This is a genomic window from Paenibacillus jamilae, from assembly GCF_050482105.1.
Lineage (GTDB): Bacteria > Bacillota > Bacilli > Paenibacillales > Paenibacillaceae > Paenibacillus > Paenibacillus jamilae_B.
Genome location: NZ_JBCNHI010000020.1, coordinates 728641 through 749379, shown reverse-complemented (window position 1 = coordinate 749379; position 20739 = coordinate 728641). Strand labels below are relative to the sequence as shown.

Annotated in this window: 16 protein-coding genes; 3 read left to right on the top strand and 13 right to left on the bottom strand. The window is 45.9% G+C overall.

From position 1 onward, the window contains the following. Positions 1–122 precede the first annotated feature (122 nt). The 3 genes from ABEW32_RS22425 to ABEW32_RS22415 are packed head-to-tail and all read right to left on the bottom strand — an operon-like array spanning position 123 to position 4895. Positions 123–2576, bottom strand: a complete 2454-nt coding sequence (locus ABEW32_RS22425; protein ID WP_430191888.1) for a glycogen/starch/alpha-glucan phosphorylase — start codon at positions 2574–2576, stop codon at positions 123–125. Positions 2577–2622: 46 nt separating this feature from the next. Further along, on the bottom strand, positions 2623–3726 hold the full coding sequence (glgD, locus tag ABEW32_RS22420) for a glucose-1-phosphate adenylyltransferase subunit GlgD (RefSeq protein ID WP_430191886.1): 1104 nt from the start codon (positions 3724–3726) through the stop codon (positions 2623–2625). A 23-nt stretch (positions 3727–3749) separates the two neighbouring features. After that, positions 3750–4895, bottom strand: a complete 1146-nt coding sequence (locus tag ABEW32_RS22415; protein WP_430191884.1) for a glucose-1-phosphate adenylyltransferase — start codon at positions 4893–4895, stop codon at positions 3750–3752. Between the two features lie 255 nt (positions 4896–5150). Between ABEW32_RS22415 and ABEW32_RS22410 the strand changes: the two genes are divergently transcribed. Beyond that, positions 5151–5288, top strand: coding sequence for a hypothetical protein (locus tag ABEW32_RS22410; RefSeq protein ID WP_430191882.1), 138 nt, complete (start codon positions 5151–5153; stop codon positions 5286–5288). Between the two features lie 131 nt (positions 5289–5419). On the opposite strand, the gene ABEW32_RS22405 is transcribed toward ABEW32_RS22410, so the two are convergent. The 6 genes from ABEW32_RS22405 to ABEW32_RS22380 form a co-directional block, all read right to left on the bottom strand. Beyond that, positions 5420–6232: a DUF3891 family protein gene (locus ABEW32_RS22405; protein WP_430191880.1), complete on the bottom strand. Its 813-nt coding sequence runs from the start codon at positions 6230–6232 to the stop codon at positions 5420–5422. A 135-nt stretch (positions 6233–6367) separates the two neighbouring features. Continuing rightward, positions 6368–7168 (bottom strand): response regulator transcription factor, encoded by an 801-nt coding sequence (locus ABEW32_RS22400; protein WP_430191878.1) that lies wholly within the window; start codon positions 7166–7168, stop codon positions 6368–6370. Further along, positions 7165–9105: a sensor histidine kinase gene (locus ABEW32_RS22395; protein WP_430191876.1), complete on the bottom strand. Its 1941-nt coding sequence runs from the start codon at positions 9103–9105 to the stop codon at positions 7165–7167. The genes ABEW32_RS22400 and ABEW32_RS22395 overlap by 4 nt, the downstream gene beginning before the upstream one ends. Before the next feature lie 44 nt (positions 9106–9149). Further along, positions 9150–10796, bottom strand: coding sequence for an extracellular solute-binding protein (locus ABEW32_RS22390; protein WP_430192031.1), 1647 nt, complete (start codon positions 10794–10796; stop codon positions 9150–9152). Between the two features lie 26 nt (positions 10797–10822). Next, positions 10823–11710: a carbohydrate ABC transporter permease gene (locus ABEW32_RS22385; RefSeq protein ID WP_430191874.1), complete on the bottom strand. Its 888-nt coding sequence runs from the start codon at positions 11708–11710 to the stop codon at positions 10823–10825. Between the two features lie 14 nt (positions 11711–11724). Continuing rightward, positions 11725–12687, bottom strand: a complete 963-nt coding sequence (locus tag ABEW32_RS22380; RefSeq protein ID WP_430191872.1) for an ABC transporter permease — start codon at positions 12685–12687, stop codon at positions 11725–11727. 256 nt (positions 12688–12943) lie between these two features. Here ABEW32_RS22380 and ABEW32_RS22375 point away from each other — a divergent pair, with 256 nt between their 5' ends. Continuing rightward, positions 12944–13834 carry a hypothetical protein gene (locus tag ABEW32_RS22375; protein ID WP_430191870.1) on the top strand — a complete coding sequence of 297 codons (891 nt, stop codon included), beginning with the start codon at positions 12944–12946 and terminating at the stop codon, positions 13832–13834. A gap of 168 nt (positions 13835–14002) precedes the next feature. Here the strand turns inward: ABEW32_RS22375 and ABEW32_RS22370 are convergent, their stop codons facing one another. The 4 genes from ABEW32_RS22370 to ABEW32_RS22355 all read right to left on the bottom strand — a co-directional run bounded on the left by ABEW32_RS22370 (position 14003) and on the right by ABEW32_RS22355 (position 18621). Then, positions 14003–14860, bottom strand: coding sequence for a DNA-binding protein (locus tag ABEW32_RS22370; protein ID WP_430191868.1), 858 nt, complete (start codon positions 14858–14860; stop codon positions 14003–14005). Between the two features lie 179 nt (positions 14861–15039). Then, entirely contained in the window at positions 15040–15486 is a 447-nt protein-coding gene (locus ABEW32_RS22365) for an acetyltransferase (RefSeq protein ID WP_430191866.1), read from the bottom strand. Positions 15487–15610: 124 nt separating this feature from the next. After that, positions 15611–17110: a UxaA family hydrolase gene (locus tag ABEW32_RS22360; protein WP_430191864.1), complete on the bottom strand. Its 1500-nt coding sequence runs from the start codon at positions 17108–17110 to the stop codon at positions 15611–15613. 17 nt (positions 17111–17127) lie between these two features. Further along, the gene (locus ABEW32_RS22355; RefSeq protein ID WP_430191862.1) at positions 17128–18621 is read right to left on the bottom strand and encodes a tagaturonate reductase; all 1494 of its coding nucleotides are present in this window, start codon (positions 18619–18621) and stop codon (positions 17128–17130) included. A 313-nt stretch (positions 18622–18934) separates the two neighbouring features. On the opposite strand from ABEW32_RS22355, the gene poxB reads away from it, so the two are divergent. After that, positions 18935–20659, top strand: a complete 1725-nt coding sequence (gene poxB, locus ABEW32_RS22350; protein ID WP_430191860.1) for a ubiquinone-dependent pyruvate dehydrogenase — start codon at positions 18935–18937, stop codon at positions 20657–20659. Positions 20660–20739 lie beyond the last annotated feature (80 nt).

The following is a 20739-nucleotide window of genomic DNA, read 5'->3' as shown; positions in this document are numbered from 1 at the left end:
CTTCAACAGTACAAATTCAAGTTTAGGATGAGTACAACCATCGCCCCACCCTTACTTAGTCTATACTGTCATTATAACCCTCAGCGTTCGAAAAGCAATGCCATTCCGCCTGTTTCGCTATTTTAGAACACAATTCGCTTATTGACATCGCTGGATAAAGGTAAAAGGTCCCAAATCTCAGTCGCGTACTGCTGAATTGTACAATCACTGGAGAATTTTCCGGAATGGGCCATATTCACAATGGCTCGTCGCGTCCACTCCGAAGGATTGCGATACACCTGTTCAATATGAACCTGCGTATCCACATAAGCTGCAAAATCCTTAAGCACAAAGTATTCATCGTTATGATCAATCAGCGATTGATAAATGGCTTCAAATTCCCGTTCATGCCGCGTAAAAGGTGCATCATTTACCAGTTGGTCCAGCACCTCACGCAGTCTTTCATCACTGTTGGCTGTTTTGCGTGCCGAATACTGTCCATTCCGATAATAGTCCTCAATCTGATCGACCTTCAATCCAAAAATGAACATGTTGGCATCACCCACCATTTCGTGCATTTCAACATTGGCTCCGTCCAATGTACCCAGTGTGAGCGCGCCGTTCATCATAAATTTCATGTTCCCTGTGCCTGATGCTTCCTTGCCGGCCGTAGAAATCTGTTCACTGACATCCGCTGCAGGAATAATCAGCTCCGCTAGTGAGACCGAATAATTTTCAAGGAAAACCACTTTCAGCTTGTCCTTGACATCTACATCCCGATTGATCGTATCTGCCACGTTATTTATGAGCTTAATCGTCTGTTTGGCGAGAAAATAACCAGGGGCTGCTTTCGCACCAAAAATAAAGGTGCGTGGCGTGACATCCAGCGCAGGATTTCTTTTGAGCTGGTTGTATAGATGCATCACATGCAAAATATTGAGCAATTGGCGCTTATATCCGTGTAACCGTTTGACCTGTACATCAAAAATAGAGGAGGTATCCAGTCGTACACCTTGTTTTGCAAACACATGCTCAGCCAGCCTGATCTTATTTTTTCGTTTAATCGCCTGAATCCGTTTCTGGAACGCCTCATCCTCACTGTAACGAAGCAGATCGATGAGATCTCGTGGACGAGTCCTCCAGTGTATTCCAATGGTCTCATCATATAAGCTTGCCAACTCCGGGTTGGCATGCATCAACCAGCGGCGATGAGCAATCCCATTTGTTTTATTGTTAAAGCGATCAGGATACAATTCATGAAATGACTTCATCTCTCGTTCCTTCAAGATTTGCGTATGCAGTGCTGCTACTCCATTAACACTGTGGCTACCGACGATGGCCAAATGAGCCATGCGAATTTGTTCACCGTGAATAATCGCCATTTCACCAATTTTGATATCCTGACCCGGATAACGCTCTAATAGCATAGCGCAGTAACGTTTGTTCATTTCTTCAATAATCAAGAAAATACGAGGAAGCAGTTCCCGCACCATGTTGACGGGCCATTGTTCCAGCGCCTCACTTAAAATCGTATGATTCGTATATGAAACGGTCCGTGTCGTAATATCCCATGCTTCATCCCAGCCCAAGCCTTTCAGGTCCATCAAAATGCGCATCAGTTCTGGTATAACCAGCGTCGGATGGGTATCGTTAATGTGCAGTGCTATTTTATTGGGTAACTGGCTGTAAGGTAAGTGAAGCTTCTCAAACGTACGCAAAATACTCTGTAATCCGGCCGAGCAGAGGAAATACTGCTGCTTCAAACGAAGCAGCTTGCCCTCATAATTGGAGTCATCAGGATAAAGAAATGCCGAGATGGACTCTACCGATCGATTGTAATCGAGAAAGCGGTAGTAACCGCCCTCGCCTCGAATCGGTCCTCGAACGGGATCAAGCGCGGATTCTGCACTCCAAATCCGCAACGTATTTACCTGCGCATGACCGTAGCCAACCAGCGGAATATCGTAAGGGACAGCCCAGACCGTTTCGGCATCCCGTGTCTCGAACACGAGACGTCCCTCCTGTTCACGAGTTTCAACACGTCCCCAAAAATGAACCTCGACTTTTTTGTCAGGACGGCGTTCCTCCCATACATTGCCTTTCTGTAGCCAGTAATCCGGCAGTTCGACCTGATTTCCGTCCACAATACGCTGCTCAAACAGACCGTATTTATATCGAATCCCGCAGCCATGCCCTGCATAGCCAAGGGATGCTAAGGAGTCCATAAAGCAAGCTGCCAGACGGCCAAGACCGCCATTGCCCAGCCCTGCGTCCGCTTCCTGCTCTTCAATTTCCTCCAGATCCCAGCCCAATTCCCCTAATGCCTGCCTAACCATATCCAATACGCCTAAATTCAGCAGATTACTGCCCAATAGGCGACCTATTAAAAATTCAAGTGAAAAATAATAAATCTGCTTCTCTTGCCCTTCTTTGTAGGCTTGGTTGGTCTCTGCCCAATTCTTGCCAACTTGTTCACGAATCATGCCACCCAAAACCTTATATACGTCTTCCGACTGAGCCTCCTGCATCGGTTTGCCCAGCCTTCCGACCAGCTGTTCTCGAAAAGCCTGCTTGAATGCTTCTTTATTGCTGAACAAAGTTGTACCTCCTGTTAATTCCGTTTTAATGGCTAAGTATGATCTTTTAAATCACGCTATTCTTGGCAATCACATAGGGAACTCTAATGTCTCCAATCAGAGTTCGATCTGCTGAAAGCTGCACGTCCTTATCTAAAACCACATTCTGTACAACTGCGCCTTTGCGGATGACACATTTCTGCATAATAATTGAGTTGCTTACCCGCGCGCCTTCCTCAACCCGAACGCCACGAAAAAGAATGCTGTTCTCGACCTTCCCCCCAATCGTGCAGCCATTGGCAACAAGGGAATGATCCACCTCGGCGCTGTACGTATAGCGAGTCGGGGCTTCATACTTGATTTTGGTATGCACCGGCTGATTCTGAAACAGGGCTTGATATTGCTCCTGATCCAGCAGCTTCATGCTATTTTTATAGTAGCTCTCGATGGAATTAATGACCGCATGATAGCCTTCATAGCGATACGCATAGATGCGCAGTCCACTTGGATTTCTCTGAATTGCATCACGAAAGAAATGATTATCCTGATGGGCAATGCAATGCTTCACCTGATCCAGGTACAAGCTTTTGTCCATCACAAACATTTCTAGATAAATATTATGGTGGTCCTGCTCCTGATGAATACCGGTCACTCGTCCGCTCTCATCAATCTCCAGCCGCACACAAGGTGCATGCTCCGTTTCGAGCTGGTGGATGGGTTTATAGACGAGGGTGACATCTGCATTCTTTTCCAGATGATATCGATATACATCCTCTATATCAACTTTGTTCACATGCTGAGTCCCTGCATGAACAATGGTTTGCCCCGATGAGCGATGGAAAAAGTCCAGATTGTTGTGCACATGCTGCAAATCCCCACGTGATGCATCCGTCGGATCGTTCCAGTCTGGTGGTAAAATGAATAACCCACCTCTTCTGCGGTCTAGATCCCATGGCCGACCTTCACCCAAATGATCCAGCAGCGAACGGTATTTGCGGCGAATAAACAGTGCAATATCATGCACCCCTGCATGCATCATATTGGATAAGGTAAAATCAATGAGCCGATATCGACTAGCAAAGGGCACTGCGGCCCCGCACCGGAAATAAGTCAACTCCTTCAATTGATCCAATTCGTGATCCAGGTTGATCACTCCAATGAGTCGGCTCATAGCGGACACCGTCCTTATCCGAGTTATATTCGTGCATGAAGCTGGCTTTCCTGATCGAACAAAATAATCTCATCCAGATGATCTTCAGGCCCAATGACTGCGTTGTCTTCAATAACCATGTTCTCATTCACGATCGCCCGGTGAATACGTACATTGCGTCCGATTTTTACATTCGGCATGATGACAGAATCGGTAATGACACTCCCTTCACCGACTTCAACCCCATAAAACAGTACAGAGTGCCTTACCTCTCCATCCACCATGCAGCCTTCATTGACGATGCTGTTTTTCAGGATCGCCCGTTGGGTGATGTACTGGGCAGGTTGATTGGGACTGCGGGTATAGATGCGCCAGAAAGGGTCATTCAGATCTAGCGGCGGGTCCTGAACCAGCAAATCCATATTAGACTCCCACAGGCTCTGAATGGTGCCCACATCCTTCCAGTACCCGGCAAACGGATACGCATAGAGCGACCGGCCATGCTGAAGAAGTAGCGGAATGATATCCTTGCCAAAATCATGTGAAGATTCAGAATCGCCTGCGCTTTCCAGTAAGTAGTGACGCAATACATCCCATTTGAATAAATAAATACCCATAGAGGCCAATGTGCTTTTCGGCTGTTCAGGCTTCTCCTCAAAGTCATATATCCTCAAGTCCTCGTCGGCATTCAATATCCCAAATCGTTGGGCCTCCTGAATCGTGACGTTGATGACAGAAATGGTGCAGTCGGCTCCCTTTTCCTTGTGATAGTCGAGCATCAGACTGTAGTCCATTTTATAAATGTGATCCCCTGACAGAATGAGCACATGCTCTGGATCATACTGATCCAGGAAATGCAGGTTCCGATAAATCGCATCCGCCGTGCCCCGATACCAGTTGTTCCCATTTTCTTTCTCATGAGGTGGTAAAACGAAAACTCCTCCATCCAGACGATCCAAATCCCAGTCGCTGCCTACGCCGATATAGGAGTGAAGCACCAACGGTTCATATTGGGTCAATACGCCAACAGTGTCTATTCCCGAATGAGAACAATTGCTGAGAGGGAAATCAATAATACGGTAGGTTCCTCCAAAAAATACTGCCGGTTTGGCTAATGTACGGGTCAGTCCTTTGAGTCTTTTGCCTTGTCCGCCGGCGAGCAGCATGGCAACCACTTCCTTCTTTCTCATAACAAAGACCTCCCTGTCATGTGCGTCTGAAGCAATTGTGGCAGGATATTTGATAATATCCATTAAACGTGAAAAGGCAGTCGTAATCGTTTCATTACCAAGGAAACGGGTAAGATGTGTTGGAAAGGGTAAATCATAGTTATGCGGAACGAGTGCAAGGAATCACTAAATCGTAAAATCCCGTTCATCATTTCACATTTTGGATGCTTTTTAGGCATTAGGGTATGACAACATGATCATAAGGAGGCGTTATTGATGAAGAATAAAAAATGGGTAGTAGCAGCATTGGGAATGGGCGTTACGTATCTGATGAAAAATAAAGACGCACGCGATAAGCTATTGGACAAGGTACAAACTATGGTCAACCGTGCAAAAACATCTGCAAAATCGTAAACGAACAATTTTAAAGCAACAAACAAGCGAGCCTCTCTGAATAATAGTTCAGGGAGGCTTTGCTCTAACGCCACTTTGCATCCATGCACAACCCGCAACATATCGGTTCGAGGCAGTGTCAGTAGATGCGGTCATGCATTCTCCTTCTGTTCTCCTACTTCCATGATATGTTCAATGGTAAAGGTTCGATGCGTGCATTCGGAGGCACGATACGCTTCTAGAAGACCCGAGGTGCGGATGTCCTCTTTGTTCACCTTCTTAAAGGTATGAGTAATCTCTACCTTGCCCTTGAATGGAAAATAGGAGAGACCTACGGTCTGATCCGATAACCATTCAGCTCGAACCCGCCCGCTTTCATGCCGAACAGCCGGGAAGCTCAAACCTTCAGCAAACCATTCATAATCTGCTGTTGGGGTACCCGGCTCTCGACTGCATAAAAATAGACTTAATTCGTCGCAAAACAACATTCTCCGTACATCCGTCCGCACTTGATGCTCGAAGGTTACACCGCATGTCAGCCCCTGTTTGAGCTTCTGACGACGCTGTTCCTCTGCTTCCTGATAAGCATGCACAATCTGCTTGTCCTGAGCTTTTTCATGCTCGGTCCGTCCGACGAGTTCCTTGTACATCAAGCTGCACAGCAACGCCGCGTACGCATTTTCTTGCTCGACTTCATCAATCCCGAGACGATAGAAAACGAATCGTGGACTGAGCGGAAAATCGATAAACGTATACGGTGCAGACACATAATCATTCCAAAAAGGAGCAGCGTCGAGTCTAATCCACCCCCGGTCATGCTCCCTCGCTGCATATATAAAATCCTGTTTATGACGTCGATTTTTAAAAGCACTGTCTTCCCACTGTGAAGCCAACTCACCTGAAATATGGGCATGGTCATGCTGCGTCGTCATGATATAAGCTTGATCCGTTTCATAAATAACCATATGCTATCTCCTTCCGTTAGGCGTCTAACTGATATGTGTACGAACTTTCTGATCGAAGGCCATGGTTATGTTTATCTTCATTCATTATATCAGGATAAGGATAAAAAGGCAGTGAAGTTTTCTCCATCCTTGCTTTCAATTACCCCTTATATTCTTCAATCGAAACTGCTGCGGAGTCATCCCTTCCAGCTCACGGAATACCTTATTAAAATGCTTGGCATTGTCAAAACCCACCGCAGCCGCAATTTCATAAATCCTGCCCTCCTGACACTCCAGCAGCCTTTTGGCTTCTGCAATGCGCAGCCTTTTAAGATATTGAACAAAGCTAAGACCTGTATAGGCTTTGAACGCCTGACTAAAATACGTATAGTTCAAGGATACTACATTAGATACTACCGCCATGTTCAAATCCTCGCTGAAATGATCATGGATGTACTGGATAGCCCGCGTCATGCTGCCGCTTCTATCGGCAACCGCATTAGCAGGGTCCGTTCTCCCGGGCAGTCTCTCTAGCTCCCCGCTAACAACATGATCATTGAATAGAGAGTTCCTCTGCCGCAATTCCTCATTTAAAACCGCCAACGCACCGAACAGTTCCTCTCTCACGATCGGTTTCAGCAAATACTCCCGTGCTCCGCAGCGAATCGCTTCGCGCGCATACTGGAATTCGTCATATCCACTGAGAATGATTACCAAAGGTCTGTCTGTTGGCTCCAGCTTGCGAATATGCTGCATCAGCATAATTCCATCCATAACAGGCATACGGATATCCGTTATTACCAACTCGGGTGAAAACTCCTTTATATGCTGCCAGGCTTCCCTTCCGTCCTTGACCAGCACACATTCATAAAGACCAGAATATTCCCGATCGATCATGGCTTGAAGCCCCATTCGGATGTTCTTCTCGTCATCTGCAATCAACAGCTTAGTCGTCATTGTTCGCCCCCCTTCGTGATGTGACGTCTAGGCAAAATCAGAGTGACTGTCGTGGATTGGCCGGGAATACTGTCCAGTTTTATGCCATAACCTTCGCCATATTGCATACTCAAACGGCGATGCACATTATACAAACCGATCCCTCCATTCATTCCGGGCTCGTAGGAATCCATATCCGTCTGCATCAGACCAGCCGTGATGACATTTTTTCTTTTCTCAGATATCCCTACTCCATTATCCTGTATACGCAGCTCAACGATATCCTGCTTGGAGCAAGCTTCAATGCTGATGCAGAATGGACCTTGCAATGCACTCCAACCGTGCTTTATCGCATTTTCTACTATAGGCTGTAGCGACATTTTCAACATTTCTTGTTCCATAAACGCTGACGATAGCCGAATATCCAGTCCAATTTGGTTGTCATGGCGAATGTTCATAATGGCAACATAATGCTGTATATGACGAATTTCATCCCGTAATGCAACACATGGCCGGGACCATTGGAGATTATAACGCATCATCGACCCCAGGGAAGTAAGTGCATCTGACAGTGGATACTGGCGTTCTATCTCCGCCATCATTTTTAGATTTTCCAGAGTATTATAAAGAAAATGCGAATCAATCTGATGCTTGAGCCCTTGTAGCTCAGCCTCCTGAGCAGCGGCCTGCTTGTGTACAGCCTCAGCTATGAGCACGTTAATCCGACCTAGCAAACTGCGAAAATATAGTGCCAGCTCTGCGACTTCCCCCCGCCCATATATCGGAATTTCAAGCTGAAAATCACCCTCCTGCTGTACTTTTTTCATAGATTCACGCAGTGTATGCAGCTGCTTGAGAATAAGGGCGTGCAAGGTATAAGAAATGACGGACATTAGCAATATCAGCATACAAATAATGAGCAGCATGGCATTGCGTTTATGACGGAGGTCACCCAGTGGACCGTCCAGCGCTACCACATTTAGCAGATACGCATCCAGCCCTTCTATATAACGGTACAAACCAAGATAAGGCTTATTCCCATAGGTAAAGTCAAAAGCACCACCCTGTCCCTGAACACGGGACTGTAACAGATGGTGCACATGGGACAGAGGGATCGGAATGGGTTCAGGTTGAGAGGAAACTGTAGCAATATTAGTAGAAGACACTGATACTCCACCGTCTGAGATGGAATCCCCGCCGTTCAGAATGAACATTTTCCATGCATAATCACGTTGTGGTGTACCAAATACTCTAGGTGAAAAGAGCTCCAGCCTCATGTTTGTTTCTACCAAGCCTGCGTGTCTTCCTCCACTAGCCTGAATCTCGCGCAGCAATGCCATATATTGTACCGCTTCGCTTTCCCGCCCTGCTTGCCCCAGTAATAAGCTCTTCGGTCCCTTGTATATATCCCACCATACTTTTCCTTGCTGATGTTGAGCTGTTGTCAGCCAGGAATTCTTAGGCAGGCGTGATTCATTGAAAATCATGGGCCATATTTCATGTGCCTGGGGGTTACTTGTATAGAGCCGGATATTCTCTACGTTGGGATTGCTGTAAAGCAGGTGCTGTAAATTGGGAAACACATTTAAATTGAATTGAACCAGCTCATCACTACTTATTTCACGTTCCTCGGTTAGATAATGAAGTACGTTGCGATCGGAAATCGCAAGCTGTGCGGCCCGCTCCATAATTTCCATATTGTCGTGAATTTGGGCCAGCTCTGTATCCAGTACATACTGATTTTGTACGGTAATGTCGTGCATGGTGTTCTCGTACAATTGATGAAAAGTATATAGCGAGAACAATACAACCGGGATTAAAATGACTCCGATATAAGCGACAATGAGCTTAACTTGAAGGGAGCAACCGCCGCCAAGCCGATCGGCCGTATCCGTCAGCCACTGCCATATACGGAGGCGCAGCAGGCTCTTCATCTGTGAACGTATACGGCCTGACATGAAATCACTTCCTTAGCATTTAATAAATAAATTATTGAATAAGATCATTTCGTAAATTGTTCCATTTTCTTGAGGTTTTCCTCATAGGCTTTTTGCTGATAAGCCAGCACTTTGTCATAGCCTGCTTTTCTGCGGTCTTCCAAAAAACGGGCAAACAGCTGGTCAAATTCCTCATCCGAGGAAGCCAGCAGCAGCTTCGGCAAGGCCTTACCCCAAATTTTGTCTATCTGGCCTGACGCAATGCCTTCTGTAGAGGTTCCGGTCGGCTTGATATTTTCATATTGGGAAAAGCTGTGGGTCTTGCCTTTCGTCCAATCCTCCGGCTGCTTATACGGCTCGACGCTGGGCGGCGCCCACTGCAAATTCATATTCGTATCCATCAGCATCCAGAAAGTGAAGGAGGCGCCATACTTTTTGTCAAAAGCAGAACGATCCTTGTTCAGAAGCTCCAGCACTTCCGGCTTGAAAGCTGGTTTACCGTTAGCTGTGTCCCACAGCTTTCCCTGCTCCCCTAGATACAGATCGCGATTTCCTTCCTCACTAATCAGATAAGTCAGAAATTCAATAGCCCGCTCTTTGTCTTTGACATCCTTGGAAATAAGCGTCACCGTCCAACCGGAAATGCCCGGTCCGGCCAGCTTCGGCGGGTCCAGCTTACTATTGGAAGGTCCATCCACCGCAATATAGACGGAGTTTGGGTCCTTCGCATGTAACATCACTTGCTGTGTAGCAAAGTCGGAGCGCTGATATAGCATGGCAAAATATCGTCCTTGTGCCACCTTTTCTTCCATTTGCGGACGTTTGTCGATAAATACGTCCTTGGCGATTAAGCCCTGCTCATTGGCTTGACGGAATGTTTTGAGCCAGCGAATGTATTCTTCATCTGATCGACGGTCATACAGCTTTCCGTCCTTCTCATGTGGAACGGCTAGAAAATTGAGCAAATAGTCTTCAAAAGAATAATTTCCGTTATCCGTAAATTCATGAAAACCTATCGGGATCAGCGGCTGACCGTTTATCTCCGGATATTTCTCTTTTGCTTTTTGAAGCGCTTTCAAAAATCCTTCCGGTGTTCTCATATCCGGCTTGCCAATCGCCTCGTACATATCCTTACGTACCATAAACGTCTGATTGGAGACAAAATTTTGGCCGTATTTTTGATAATCCTGCGGTGAAGAGGACGCGTTAGGGTACCCATATACATTCCCGTCCGTTTGGCGATACCAAGACATTTTGGCCGGGTCAGCCACTTTAATCAGATAAGGATCGTATTTCTCGGCCAGCTTGTTAAGCGGGAGAACCATCTTGCCCTCGATCATTTTTTTGATAGCATCTTCCCCCCAACTGAGCGTGACAAAATCAGGCAGTTTGCCAGAGGCAAGCATAGTATTCAGCTTTTCATTTTCATTTCCTGCGGGTACGATAAAATTAACACTGACTCCAGTCTTTTGCGTCACATACTTCGAAGTCATATCCGTTCCCCACTTATTCGGGAACCAGGAAAAATTTAAATACCAGTCAAATGTAATCGGCTCTGTATCCGCCTTCCAGCCTGGTGAATCTGCCGAAGCTTTGGTCTTCTCGTCCTTCAACTCCACGACAGCACCACTGCCACCGGACGTACATCCCGCGAGCAGTCCTATCAGCAGCACGATAGCCAACAGCCCCTTCTGCCATTTGCGAATGTTCATCATAAATCTCCCCCTTGAATGATGTGTTATCCCTTGACTGAACCGATCATTAGTCCTTTGACAAAATATTTTTGCAGAAATGGGTATACAAGTACAATCGGCAGTGTCGTTATCACCATCGTCGCCAGCTTGATGGACTGCGAAGTAACGGACTGGGCGACAATTCCGGGTGCGGCCGACATCATTTGATTGGAGCTGGATTGGGCAACAACCCGGTATAAATACGTCTGGATCGGCTGAAGATCGGTATTATTGATATAGATCATTCCTGTAAAATAATCGTTCCACTGGTACACCCCATGAAACAACGAAATGGTCGCTACTACCGGCATAGATACAGGAAGTATAATCCGGCAAAAGATGCTGAAATCGTCCGCCCCGTCTATTTTCGCTGCCTCCTCCAATGCATCTGGCAGTTCCCGAAAAAAAGCCATAAAAATAATAAGGTCAAAAAAGCTGAACATCGCAGGAATAATATACACCCAAAAGCTGTCCAGCAGCCCGAGATCACGAATCAGCAAGTACGTCGGAATCAACCCCCCACCAAAAAACAGGGTAATGGTACCAATCAGCATATACAGCTTGCGCCCGATCAGCTCTCTACGGGAATATGCATATGCAATCATGGCGGTAAAAAACACATGTACAAGCGTGCCGATTAGCGTCTTGGCAACCGTTACCCCCATCGCAGTCATAATGCCGCTATTGGAAAAAACAGCCTGATAGCTGTCCAGACTAAAGAGTCTCGGCCACCAGTAAATGCCGCCTCTCATAGCGTCTGCCCCTTCGTTAAAAGAGTTCACTAGCACATACCACACGGGATATAACGTTACAAAACAAATAACCAGCATAAAGACGTTGTTGAAGAAATCGAATATCGCTTCGCCTGCTGTTCTGCGTCGCAATAGTTGCATGCATCCGTCCTCCTTCAAAATAGAGAGGTGTTATTCATCCGTTTGGTCACCGAATTAGCTATCAGCAGCAAAATGAGAGCAAGAACCGATTTTAGCAATCCTACCGCTGTAGAATACGAGAAGCGCCCCTGCTGAATCCCCATCTGATACACATAAATGTCAACTACATTACTTGCACTTTCATTCAGCGAGTTACGCAGAACGAGAATTTGATCAAAATTGGAGTTCAAAATGCCGCTGACTGCTAAAATAAACAAAATGGATATTGTGCCCTTGATGGCGGGAAGTGTGACATACCACATTTTTTGAAACCGTCCTGCACCATCAATGGTGGCCGCTTCGTACATGTCCGTAGATACGCCCGCCATGGCTGCCAAATAGATAATGGCTGACCATCCAAGCTCCTTCCAGATATCCGAACTGACAACGATAGTCCAAAAATAGCCCGGCTCCGCTAAATAACTAATCGGCTGGTCGATCCAGCCCCAAGCTAGTAACAGCTGATTGATCATCCCGGTATCTGCCAGCCATGTGGTTAAAATTCCGCCAAGAATGACCCATGATAGAAAGTGAGGAAGGTACGAAATGGTCTGAATGGATTTTTTGAACCGCGTAGATCGGATCTCATTCAGAAATAGAGCAAATACAATGGGTAACGGAAAGCCAATCGCTAGCTTGAGCAGGCTAATACCCAGCGTATTTTTGACAATATACCAGAAGTTATCATCCTCTAAAAAGGCACGAAAATGTTCTAATCCCGCCCAAGGTGCACTTGATAGGGTACCAATAATGTCAAAATGTTTGAAAGCAATCAAAATGCCATACATCGGAATGTAATGGAAAATAATCATCCATACCACACCAAGCAGCGCCATGGTCTGCAAATGTGTTTGCCCCCTCCATCTGCGGGCTAGTGACGTCCATCTCCCTGATCGAATCGGCGGCTGTGGCTGAGGATTTTTCCATCCTGTACTCATATAGAAAACCTCCCTTCTCTATAATGTAAACACTTACATTTATTATTTTAGGGACTTCTGCTTCTAATGAGTAGTACCGGATTTTTTGATTTTGGTGTCTAAAGTTCAGGTGGGGATAAGTGAATACGCAAAATATTTCTTCCTGTCTTTGGATTTTCTATATCTATTAAATTTACGAAAAAGACTATCAGATGGTACGATAAGACTATATGAAATTCCAATCATTACCTATGTGCCTAGATTAGGAGGATTAAGAATGGAAGAATTGGTTCGTTCGATTCAGAAACAGGTGCGGATAAAAAAGGTTGCCTGCTGGGCAGGGCTCATCATGTTTGGCCTGTGTACTTTAGTTGGGGTTGCAGCTCAGGAATGGCTTATGACGCTCTTGGGGCTCGGCATGACCGTCTTATCGATCTATGGATTAACCATGATGCGTGGCATGACGAAATATAGTAAAGAGTATCAACCAGGAAAGGGATACGGTTATTATCGCCGTACGGTACAACAAAAGCTGCGTTATTTGACTTGGGGACAATGGTTACTCGGTGGCTTTATCGTCCTAATGTTCTTTATATATCACGTCCGTCTTAGTGCATTTCTTATAGCTATTTTGGGTATCCTGACCATTCAGTTTAGTATTAAAAAACGAATCAAAAATCATCAGAAACCCGATGTCACGGAATTGGATGAGTTTGTACGGATGGGGATTGTTTCGCCGCATGAACAGACTATTGGAGTCTATAAAGATTTCCTACACCTTAGCCATACGTTTCAGGGCAATCAAATTGTTATCGTTACAGACAAACGGCTGATATCTGTATTTGTAGAGGAACAAGGACGTGCGTTAAAAACGGAAATACTACTTTCAGGTATAAATAAAGTACGCGCCATTAGTACAGGTTTTCAGGGGCAAGGTTTACTGCTGTCTGTAAGCAACCGTGACCATAACGAGCTTCACATTCATATGGTCGGGAAAAGCATTTACTTTTCTCCAGAACAATTCGTGGGTTCCTTGCTGCGAGCACTGGACGCAGCGTTAAAAATTGGATCATACAGTACGGAAGAAACATTCCCCGTTTACCAACAGACAAGGATTTCCTTGCATCCATTAGAACAAGGTTTGTTGCACAAGCCTACAACTGCTTAATAATCCCTCATAAAAACGCCCAATAGCAAGCAAGCCCTGGAACTGAATGAGCTTACTTGCTATTGGGTTAATTAAACAAACGAATTTCCTACTAACTTCCCTTATTAATGATTAGCTCCATGATAAAACACAGTGATGAGGTCATGACTCGTAACAAACACCAGCAAACTAAACAGACTGAGCGACAGCGGACGTGAAATCAATTTTTTCATCCTTTAACACTCCTTTTAAAATAGTTATATATTGGTCTTGCTGTGTTGCTGTAGCTTGGGATCTGAAAATCTCAAATATGGCAGTACATTTTCTAAACTCATGCTCATGTTCCATCCCCAGAGTATCGGACAGCTTGAGAGATTGCAGAATATAGTCCAGCGCAACCGTAAACTGTCGCAGCTTTATATGATAAAGAGCCAGCTGATAGCAGAAGCGAAAATAATACGATACATTCACAGGCTCTTCAAAATATTTAAAATCTTCGATTTGTTCGGCAAATGATTGAAGCACACGCTCTAAAGGATAATCATGTCTGGCCGCTCCCTCCACAATGGAAAGAAGCCCTGGTAACAGTTCTTCTGGATTGTCACGAAGAAATTGAACGTATTCCTGCAACACGTCAGAACGACCTGACAAAATATCAAGAGCATATAAATTGGCTCTCGCAGCATGGCGATAATAGTCCACTTCTGCTTCTCCATATGGATCAAGACCGTTAAACCAGCCCAACTCTGCATATTTTTCAATGCAGTCTCGAGCGGCTTCATACTTGCCCTGTTTTTGGAAGGCCATGCCTCTCATAAGATGACTGTAGCCGTAGTAGTAAACTAACGGCCGTTTGGTATGTATGGGTTGTACAGGCTTCTGGCACGCTTTGTAAAGCTGCAATTCCTGATACTTCTGGTTGACAAGGGAATACAGCTGGTCGCATAAAGCGATCATATTGGCACCATCCATAATAGAAAAGGACAGCTTAATCATGTTAACAAGTGTGTCTAGATCTGTGATGTCAGAGTGAATAAGATCATCCACCCTCCCCACCTCCTTGTCCGACTTTTGTACTCATCAAACAAAAACATGATCTATATTCCTTCTAAAAATAACTTAATTACGTACTTATTACGTAATTAAGTTATATCATAAAATCAACAATATGACAAGGAAAATTATAAATTATTCCAATTTTCAAAATGTAGATGCCTATAGAGCGTTCATTTGTTCAGTTCCATATGAAGCAACGGAAATGCCCGGCCTGATCCATCCAGCGCAGATCGTCCTGTTTCTTTAAAGCCATAATGTTTATAGAAAGCATGCGCCTTCTCGTTTTGCTCGTTCACATCCACTTTGAGGTGCGTCCCTTTTATTTTTTCAGCATGCTGGATGAGTCGGCTGCCTGTGCCCTGTCCGTGCCGTTCAGGGTCGACAAACAGCATCTCTATTTTCTGCCCGTCCAGTCCGATAAAACCCGTCGGCTCCTGAAGTTCAGTACATTCCAGCCAAACTTCAAGTTCTCTAATAGCGCCGTTACTTACGATGTGATGGTAAAATTGAATGTCCTCTTGAGACAAAAATGTGTGCGTTTGGCGTACTGCCCGATGCCAAATATCTACGAGTTGATCATGGTTTTCTTCTCGGTAAGCAATAATTTCATGTAGCACTGTATTTCCCCCTTGTGCGAATATCCATATAGCATGGTTTGTGGTAAGTCTAACATGTGCATTTAAAAGCATTCAAACACAAAAAAGGAGGCGGATTCTTCCGCCTCCTTTTTGTTGCAATCCTTTACAATGTAACACCATTTTTGAAAATAGCAAGCTCTCTGAAATTGTTTTTCTCATTGTTCACCCAGGTTCCGCTGGCTACATCGATAATGTAATCGACAAAGTTGCGTAGCGCATCTTCCATACTAACATCCTCCACCAATGAACCGGCGTTATAATCGATCCAGTGAGGTTTGCCCTTATATAACGGCGAGTTGGTTGACACCTTCATCGTCGGAACGAAGGAGCCAAAAGGCGTGCCGCGTCCGGTTGTGAATATGACAAGCTGACAGCCCGCTGCAGCAAGAGCCGAAGAAGCAACCAGATCGTTCCCTGGCGCGCTGAGCAGATTAAGTCCCTTGGTCTTGAGACGCTCCCCGTACTGTATGACATCAGTCACCGTGGAGGACCCGGATTTTTGCGTACAGCCCAGTGATTTATCCTCTAGTGTTGTGATGCCGCCTGCTTTATTGCCTGGTGATGGATTTTCGTATACTGGCTGCTTATAATCCAGAAAGTATTGTTTGAAATCGTTAATCAAATGTACGATCTTATCAAATACTTGCTCATCGGCAGCGCGCTCCATTAAAATCGTCTCCGCGCCAAACATTTCGGGCACTTCCGTTAGTACGGTCGTTCCACCTTGCGCTGCCATATAATCCGACAGACGTCCAAGTAGTGGATTGGCAGTAATACCTGAGAGGCCGTCAGATCCGCCGCATTTCAAGCCAATGTTCAGCTCAGACAAAGGTACAGGCTCGCGACGATCTTCTTGCACAGCCGCAAAAATTTCATGGAGCAGCTTTACCCCTTCCTCCACTTCATCCGACACCTCTTGGGAAAGCAAAAACTTCACCCGCTCCGCGTCGTATTCGCCGATGGCTTCTTTGAATTCTTTCATTTCATTGTTCTCACAGCCCAAACCAAGTACCAATACGCCACCCGCGTTTGCGTGTTTCACCGCATCAATTAAAATCGTGCGCGTATGTGCATGGTCGTCGCCCAATTGAGAGCATCCATAGTTATGCTTGAGCACAAGTGCGTTTTCAAAAGGGGAGATATCTCCCACTTCCTGCTTGAAGCGATTTAAAATGAGTTCGGCAATTCCGTTCACACAGCCAACTGTCGGCACGATCCATAACTCATTGCGAATCCCTACACGACCGTCCTTTCGTCGAAACCCTTGAAACGTTCGATTCTCCTGTTCATAGATATGAGGCGCTGGCTTAGGATTGTAAGTGTATTCCTCCACACCCGTCAGATTCGTCTTCGTGTTATGCGTATGCACATGCTGACCTGCCTGAATGGGCTGAATGGCATGACCGATGGGATATCCGTATTTCAGGACATTTCCACCTTCAGGGATGTCCTGCAACGCAATTTTATGTCCACGTGCTACATCCTCGGTCAGCTCCACGCATTGTTCTTGTTGTGCTCCCCATGCCAGCATCTCTCCCTGCTTGTAATCACGCAAAGCGACAGCCACGTTATCTTGATCATGAATTTGAATGAATTCCAGCATTCCAGTCTCCTCCTTGCTTATGCTCCGGGCACGCTGTTCCCGGTTAGAGAATCAAGCGTCTCCTTCATTCCTCTGCTTGTAATTTCATACACGTGCTGCGCCGTTTGTTCAGCCAGCCCTTCGATCTGATTCAGGTCTTGGCCCCACCACGTCTGCTTGCCAAGTACCTGCTCAGTCAATTGCTTCGCTCCAGCAAGAGTTCCGTCATACGTACTCCACAGTTCGCCGAACGTGCTTAATACTTCCGCTTCGTCTGCCAATGCAATCGACTCGCCTTCTCGGTCCCCCCGGTAGAATACGAGTAAGGACGCCAGCGAAAATACCAGTTTGGCAGGCAGCACCTTACGCTGTGCCACATACTGAAGCAAGGATGGCAAGTTCCGTGTCTTGAACTTGGACACCGAATTCAATGCGATGCTCATGACATAATGACTTACATAGGGATTACGGAATCGTTCAATCACATCGTCCGCATATACATTCAATTCCGCTTCTGGTGAGTCCAGTGTCGGAATAATTTCTTCTCGAATCAACGACTGGATATAATCGCCCATAACATCATGCTCGACCGCCTGCCCCACCGTTTCCAGGCCATATAAATAAGCTACAGGTGTAAGCGCCGTATGTGCCCCATTCAAAATACGCACCTTCCGTGTACGATATGGCGCCATATCGTCGACAATCAGTACATTCAATCCGGCCAAATGAGCAGGCAATTCTTCTTTAAGCCACTGTGGCCCTTCAATAACCCATAAATGATACTGTTCGCCCACAACAACCAAATCGTCCTTGTAACCCAGTTCTGCTTGGATTTCATGAATACGGTCTTTGGGATAACCAGGTACAATCCGATCCACCAAACTGTTGCAGAACGTATTCGATTCCTTTATCCATGCAATAAACTCAGCCCCAAGCTCCCATTGGTTTGCGTATTTCAGCACGATTTCCTTGAGAGCGTCTCCATTTCGGTCGATGAGCTCGCATGGAATGATCACCAGTCCCTTGGATTGATCGCCTCCGAAAAATTGAAAGCGCTTGTACAGAAAGGCGGTCAGCTTGCCAGGAAAGCTCTTTTGCGGGCGATCGTCCAATTGGTCCTCAGGTGCATAAGCGATCCCTGCCTCCGTCGTGTTTGATACAATAAAGCGCAGCTCCGGCTTTTGGGATAATGCTTCATATTCCAAAAATTCCGAGCCGTATGGATTAATTCCACGCGTGACGCATTCCACAACGGTATGTTCCTTCATGGCCTGCCCATCCTTAATTCCTTCAAGGATAACCGTATAGAGACCATCCTGCACGTTAAGCTTCTCCACAAGTCCTCCTGGCTGTGGCTGTACAATTACAACTCCTGTATTCCATTCTGCCAGCTTATTCATTTTTTCAAATTGCCAGTCTACAAAAGCACGCAGGAAGTTGCCTTCCCCGAATTGCAGCACCCTCTCAGGAAACGGTTCTGTAACAATAAAGCTTTTTCTGTTTAATTGGTCTAATTCATCTACTTGTTTCATCCGGAGTAGCCTCCCACTAGTACCATAATGATTTCATCGTTATTTTATCACAATGCACACGTTAACAAAATAGTTTTATCAACATTTTTAGTTTATAAAAAAAATAATGACAATAATATGAACACGTTAACATATGCGTCTATACAAAAATCTGCGAGTATCTCGTCCTTTTTCTATTGTTTCGCATCTCAGTCAAGACGGTTAAGGCTAACTATCACCCTATCCTGAGACCTTGTCCATATATATTTTCAGCAGAATAGACGCAAGAAAGCACGGGCAGGATAAAACTACTTACTAAGCAGGAGGAACATCTATGAAGACAATCGCAGATACTATTGTACAAGTTTTGGTCAATGCAGGGGTCAAGCGGATCTATGGTATCGTTGGAGATTCATTAAATAATATGGTGGATTCCATTCGTAGCAACGGTCAAATTGAATGGATTCACGTAAGGCACGAAGAAGTGGCTGCCTTTGCAGCTGGAGCAGATGCTGACCTTAGCGGCAGCATTGCTGTATGTGCCGGTAGTAGCGGACCCGGAAATCTGCATTTGATTAACGGTTTATATGATTGCCACCGCAATCGAGTGCCTGTACTCGCTATTGCGGCTCATATTCCAAGCGATGAGATCGGAAGTGAATATTTTCAGGCTACGCACCCCGAGCATCTTTTTGGAGAATGCAGTCACTTTTGTGAGGTGATTACGACACCTCGCCAAATTCCAAGAACAGTGACCATGGCTATTCAGCAGGCCGTTTCACGTTCAGGTGTCTCCGTCATTGTGCTTCCCGGGGATGTGGCAGCTTTAGAAGCAGAAAAGGTCCCCACCCCTGAACATGTCTATCATCCTACAGCGCCTGTCGTCCATCCGTCCGCTTCAGAAATTTCCCGGCTGGCCGAATACTTGAATAACGGCAAACGAATTACCCTGCTATGCGGCGCTGGCTGTGCTCAATCTCACGACTTGCTTATGCAGCTGTGCGACAAGCTAAAGTCTCCTATGGTATCCGCCCTGCGAGGCAAGGAATATCTGGAATATGACAACCCCTATTATGCTGGATTAACAGGATTGATCGGGTATTCTTCCGGGTACCATGCTTTGATGGATTGTGATGTCCTGCTTATGCTTGGAACAGACTTTCCTTACAGACAATTTTATCCTGAACATGCAATTGTCCTACAGGTAGATATAGATCCTTCCCATCTCGGCAGACGTACTCCGTTGGCATATGGATTATGCGGGGATGTAAGGGCAACGTTGGAAATGCTGCTTCCTCATTTGACATCGAAGCATGATTCCAAACATCTGGAAAAAACCGTCTCCCATTATGCTAAGGTACGCCAGGAGTTGGACGATCTGGCGGTTGGTAAACCAGGTCATATGCCGATCCATCCGCAATATTTAGCCAAGGTTATCAGTGATACAGCCCAGGAAAATGCTATTTTCACTTGTGATGTCGGTACCCCCACTGTATGGGCGGCGCGTTATTTGCAAATGAATGGTCAGCGCCGGCTTCTCGGTTCCTTCAATCATGGCACGATGGCAAATGCACTGCCGCAGGCAATCGGTGCGCAGGCCACTGAGCCTGACCGACAAGTGATTGCCCTCTCAGGCGATGGCGGACTTACGATGCTGATGGGCGACCTGCTCACCTTAAAACAGCATCAACTGCCTGTAAAGGTTATTGTTTTTAATAACGGCGCTCTCGGTTTTGTCGAGTTGGAAATGAAAGCCGCCGGATTTCTGGAAAACGGAACTGAACTGGTTAACCCTGATTTTGGTGCTGTAGCGCAAGCTATGGGACTCAAGGGCATCCGTGTTGAAGATCCGACCATGCTGGAAGATGCTATTCAGCAAGCATTGGCTCATGATGGCCCTGTTGTGGTAGATGTGGTGGTGAACCGTCAGGAGCTGTCCATGCCACCTAAAATTAATCTTAAGCAAGCAGAAGGCTTTACGCTGTGGATGATGAAAGCCGTGCTGAACGGACGCGGAGACGAGATTGTTGAACTGGCTAAAACCAATCTCTTTCGTTAAATCCATGACGAAGCAGTGCTCATTTCAACAAAAAAGGAACGGGAACAGCGCGTGAGCATTGTTCCTGTCCCTTGGGGGCT

Excerpts from the sequence above, each read along its gene's own strand:
- ABEW32_RS22410 (WP_430191882.1), top strand. The coding sequence starts at position 5,151 with ATGAAGAATAAAAAATGGGTAGTAGCAGCATTGGGAATGGGCGTTACG.
- ABEW32_RS22390 (WP_430192031.1), bottom strand. The coding sequence starts at position 10,796 with ATGAACATTCGCAAATGGCAGAAGGGGCTGTTGGCTATCGTGCTGCTG.
- ABEW32_RS22360 (WP_430191864.1), bottom strand. The coding sequence starts at position 17,110 with ATGCTGGAATTCATTCAAATTCATGATCAAGATAACGTGGCTGTCGCT.
- ABEW32_RS22395 (WP_430191876.1), bottom strand. The coding sequence starts at position 9,105 with ATGTCAGGCCGTATACGTTCACAGATGAAGAGCCTGCTGCGCCTCCGT.
- ABEW32_RS22380 (WP_430191872.1), bottom strand. The coding sequence starts at position 12,687 with ATGAGTACAGGATGGAAAAATCCTCAGCCACAGCCGCCGATTCGATCA.
- ABEW32_RS22405 (WP_430191880.1), bottom strand. The coding sequence starts at position 6,232 with ATGGTTATTTATGAAACGGATCAAGCTTATATCATGACGACGCAGCAT.
- glgD (WP_430191886.1), bottom strand. The coding sequence starts at position 3,726 with ATGAGCCGACTCATTGGAGTGATCAACCTGGATCACGAATTGGATCAA.
- ABEW32_RS22400 (WP_430191878.1), bottom strand. The coding sequence starts at position 7,168 with ATGACGACTAAGCTGTTGATTGCAGATGACGAGAAGAACATCCGAATG.
- ABEW32_RS22375 (WP_430191870.1), top strand. The coding sequence starts at position 12,944 with ATGGAAGAATTGGTTCGTTCGATTCAGAAACAGGTGCGGATAAAAAAG.
- poxB (WP_430191860.1), top strand. The coding sequence starts at position 18,935 with ATGAAGACAATCGCAGATACTATTGTACAAGTTTTGGTCAATGCAGGG.
- ABEW32_RS22415 (WP_430191884.1), bottom strand. The coding sequence starts at position 4,895 with ATGAGAAAGAAGGAAGTGGTTGCCATGCTGCTCGCCGGCGGACAAGGC.
- ABEW32_RS22385 (WP_430191874.1), bottom strand. The coding sequence starts at position 11,710 with ATGCAACTATTGCGACGCAGAACAGCAGGCGAAGCGATATTCGATTTC.
- ABEW32_RS22355 (WP_430191862.1), bottom strand. The coding sequence starts at position 18,621 with ATGAAACAAGTAGATGAATTAGACCAATTAAACAGAAAAAGCTTTATT.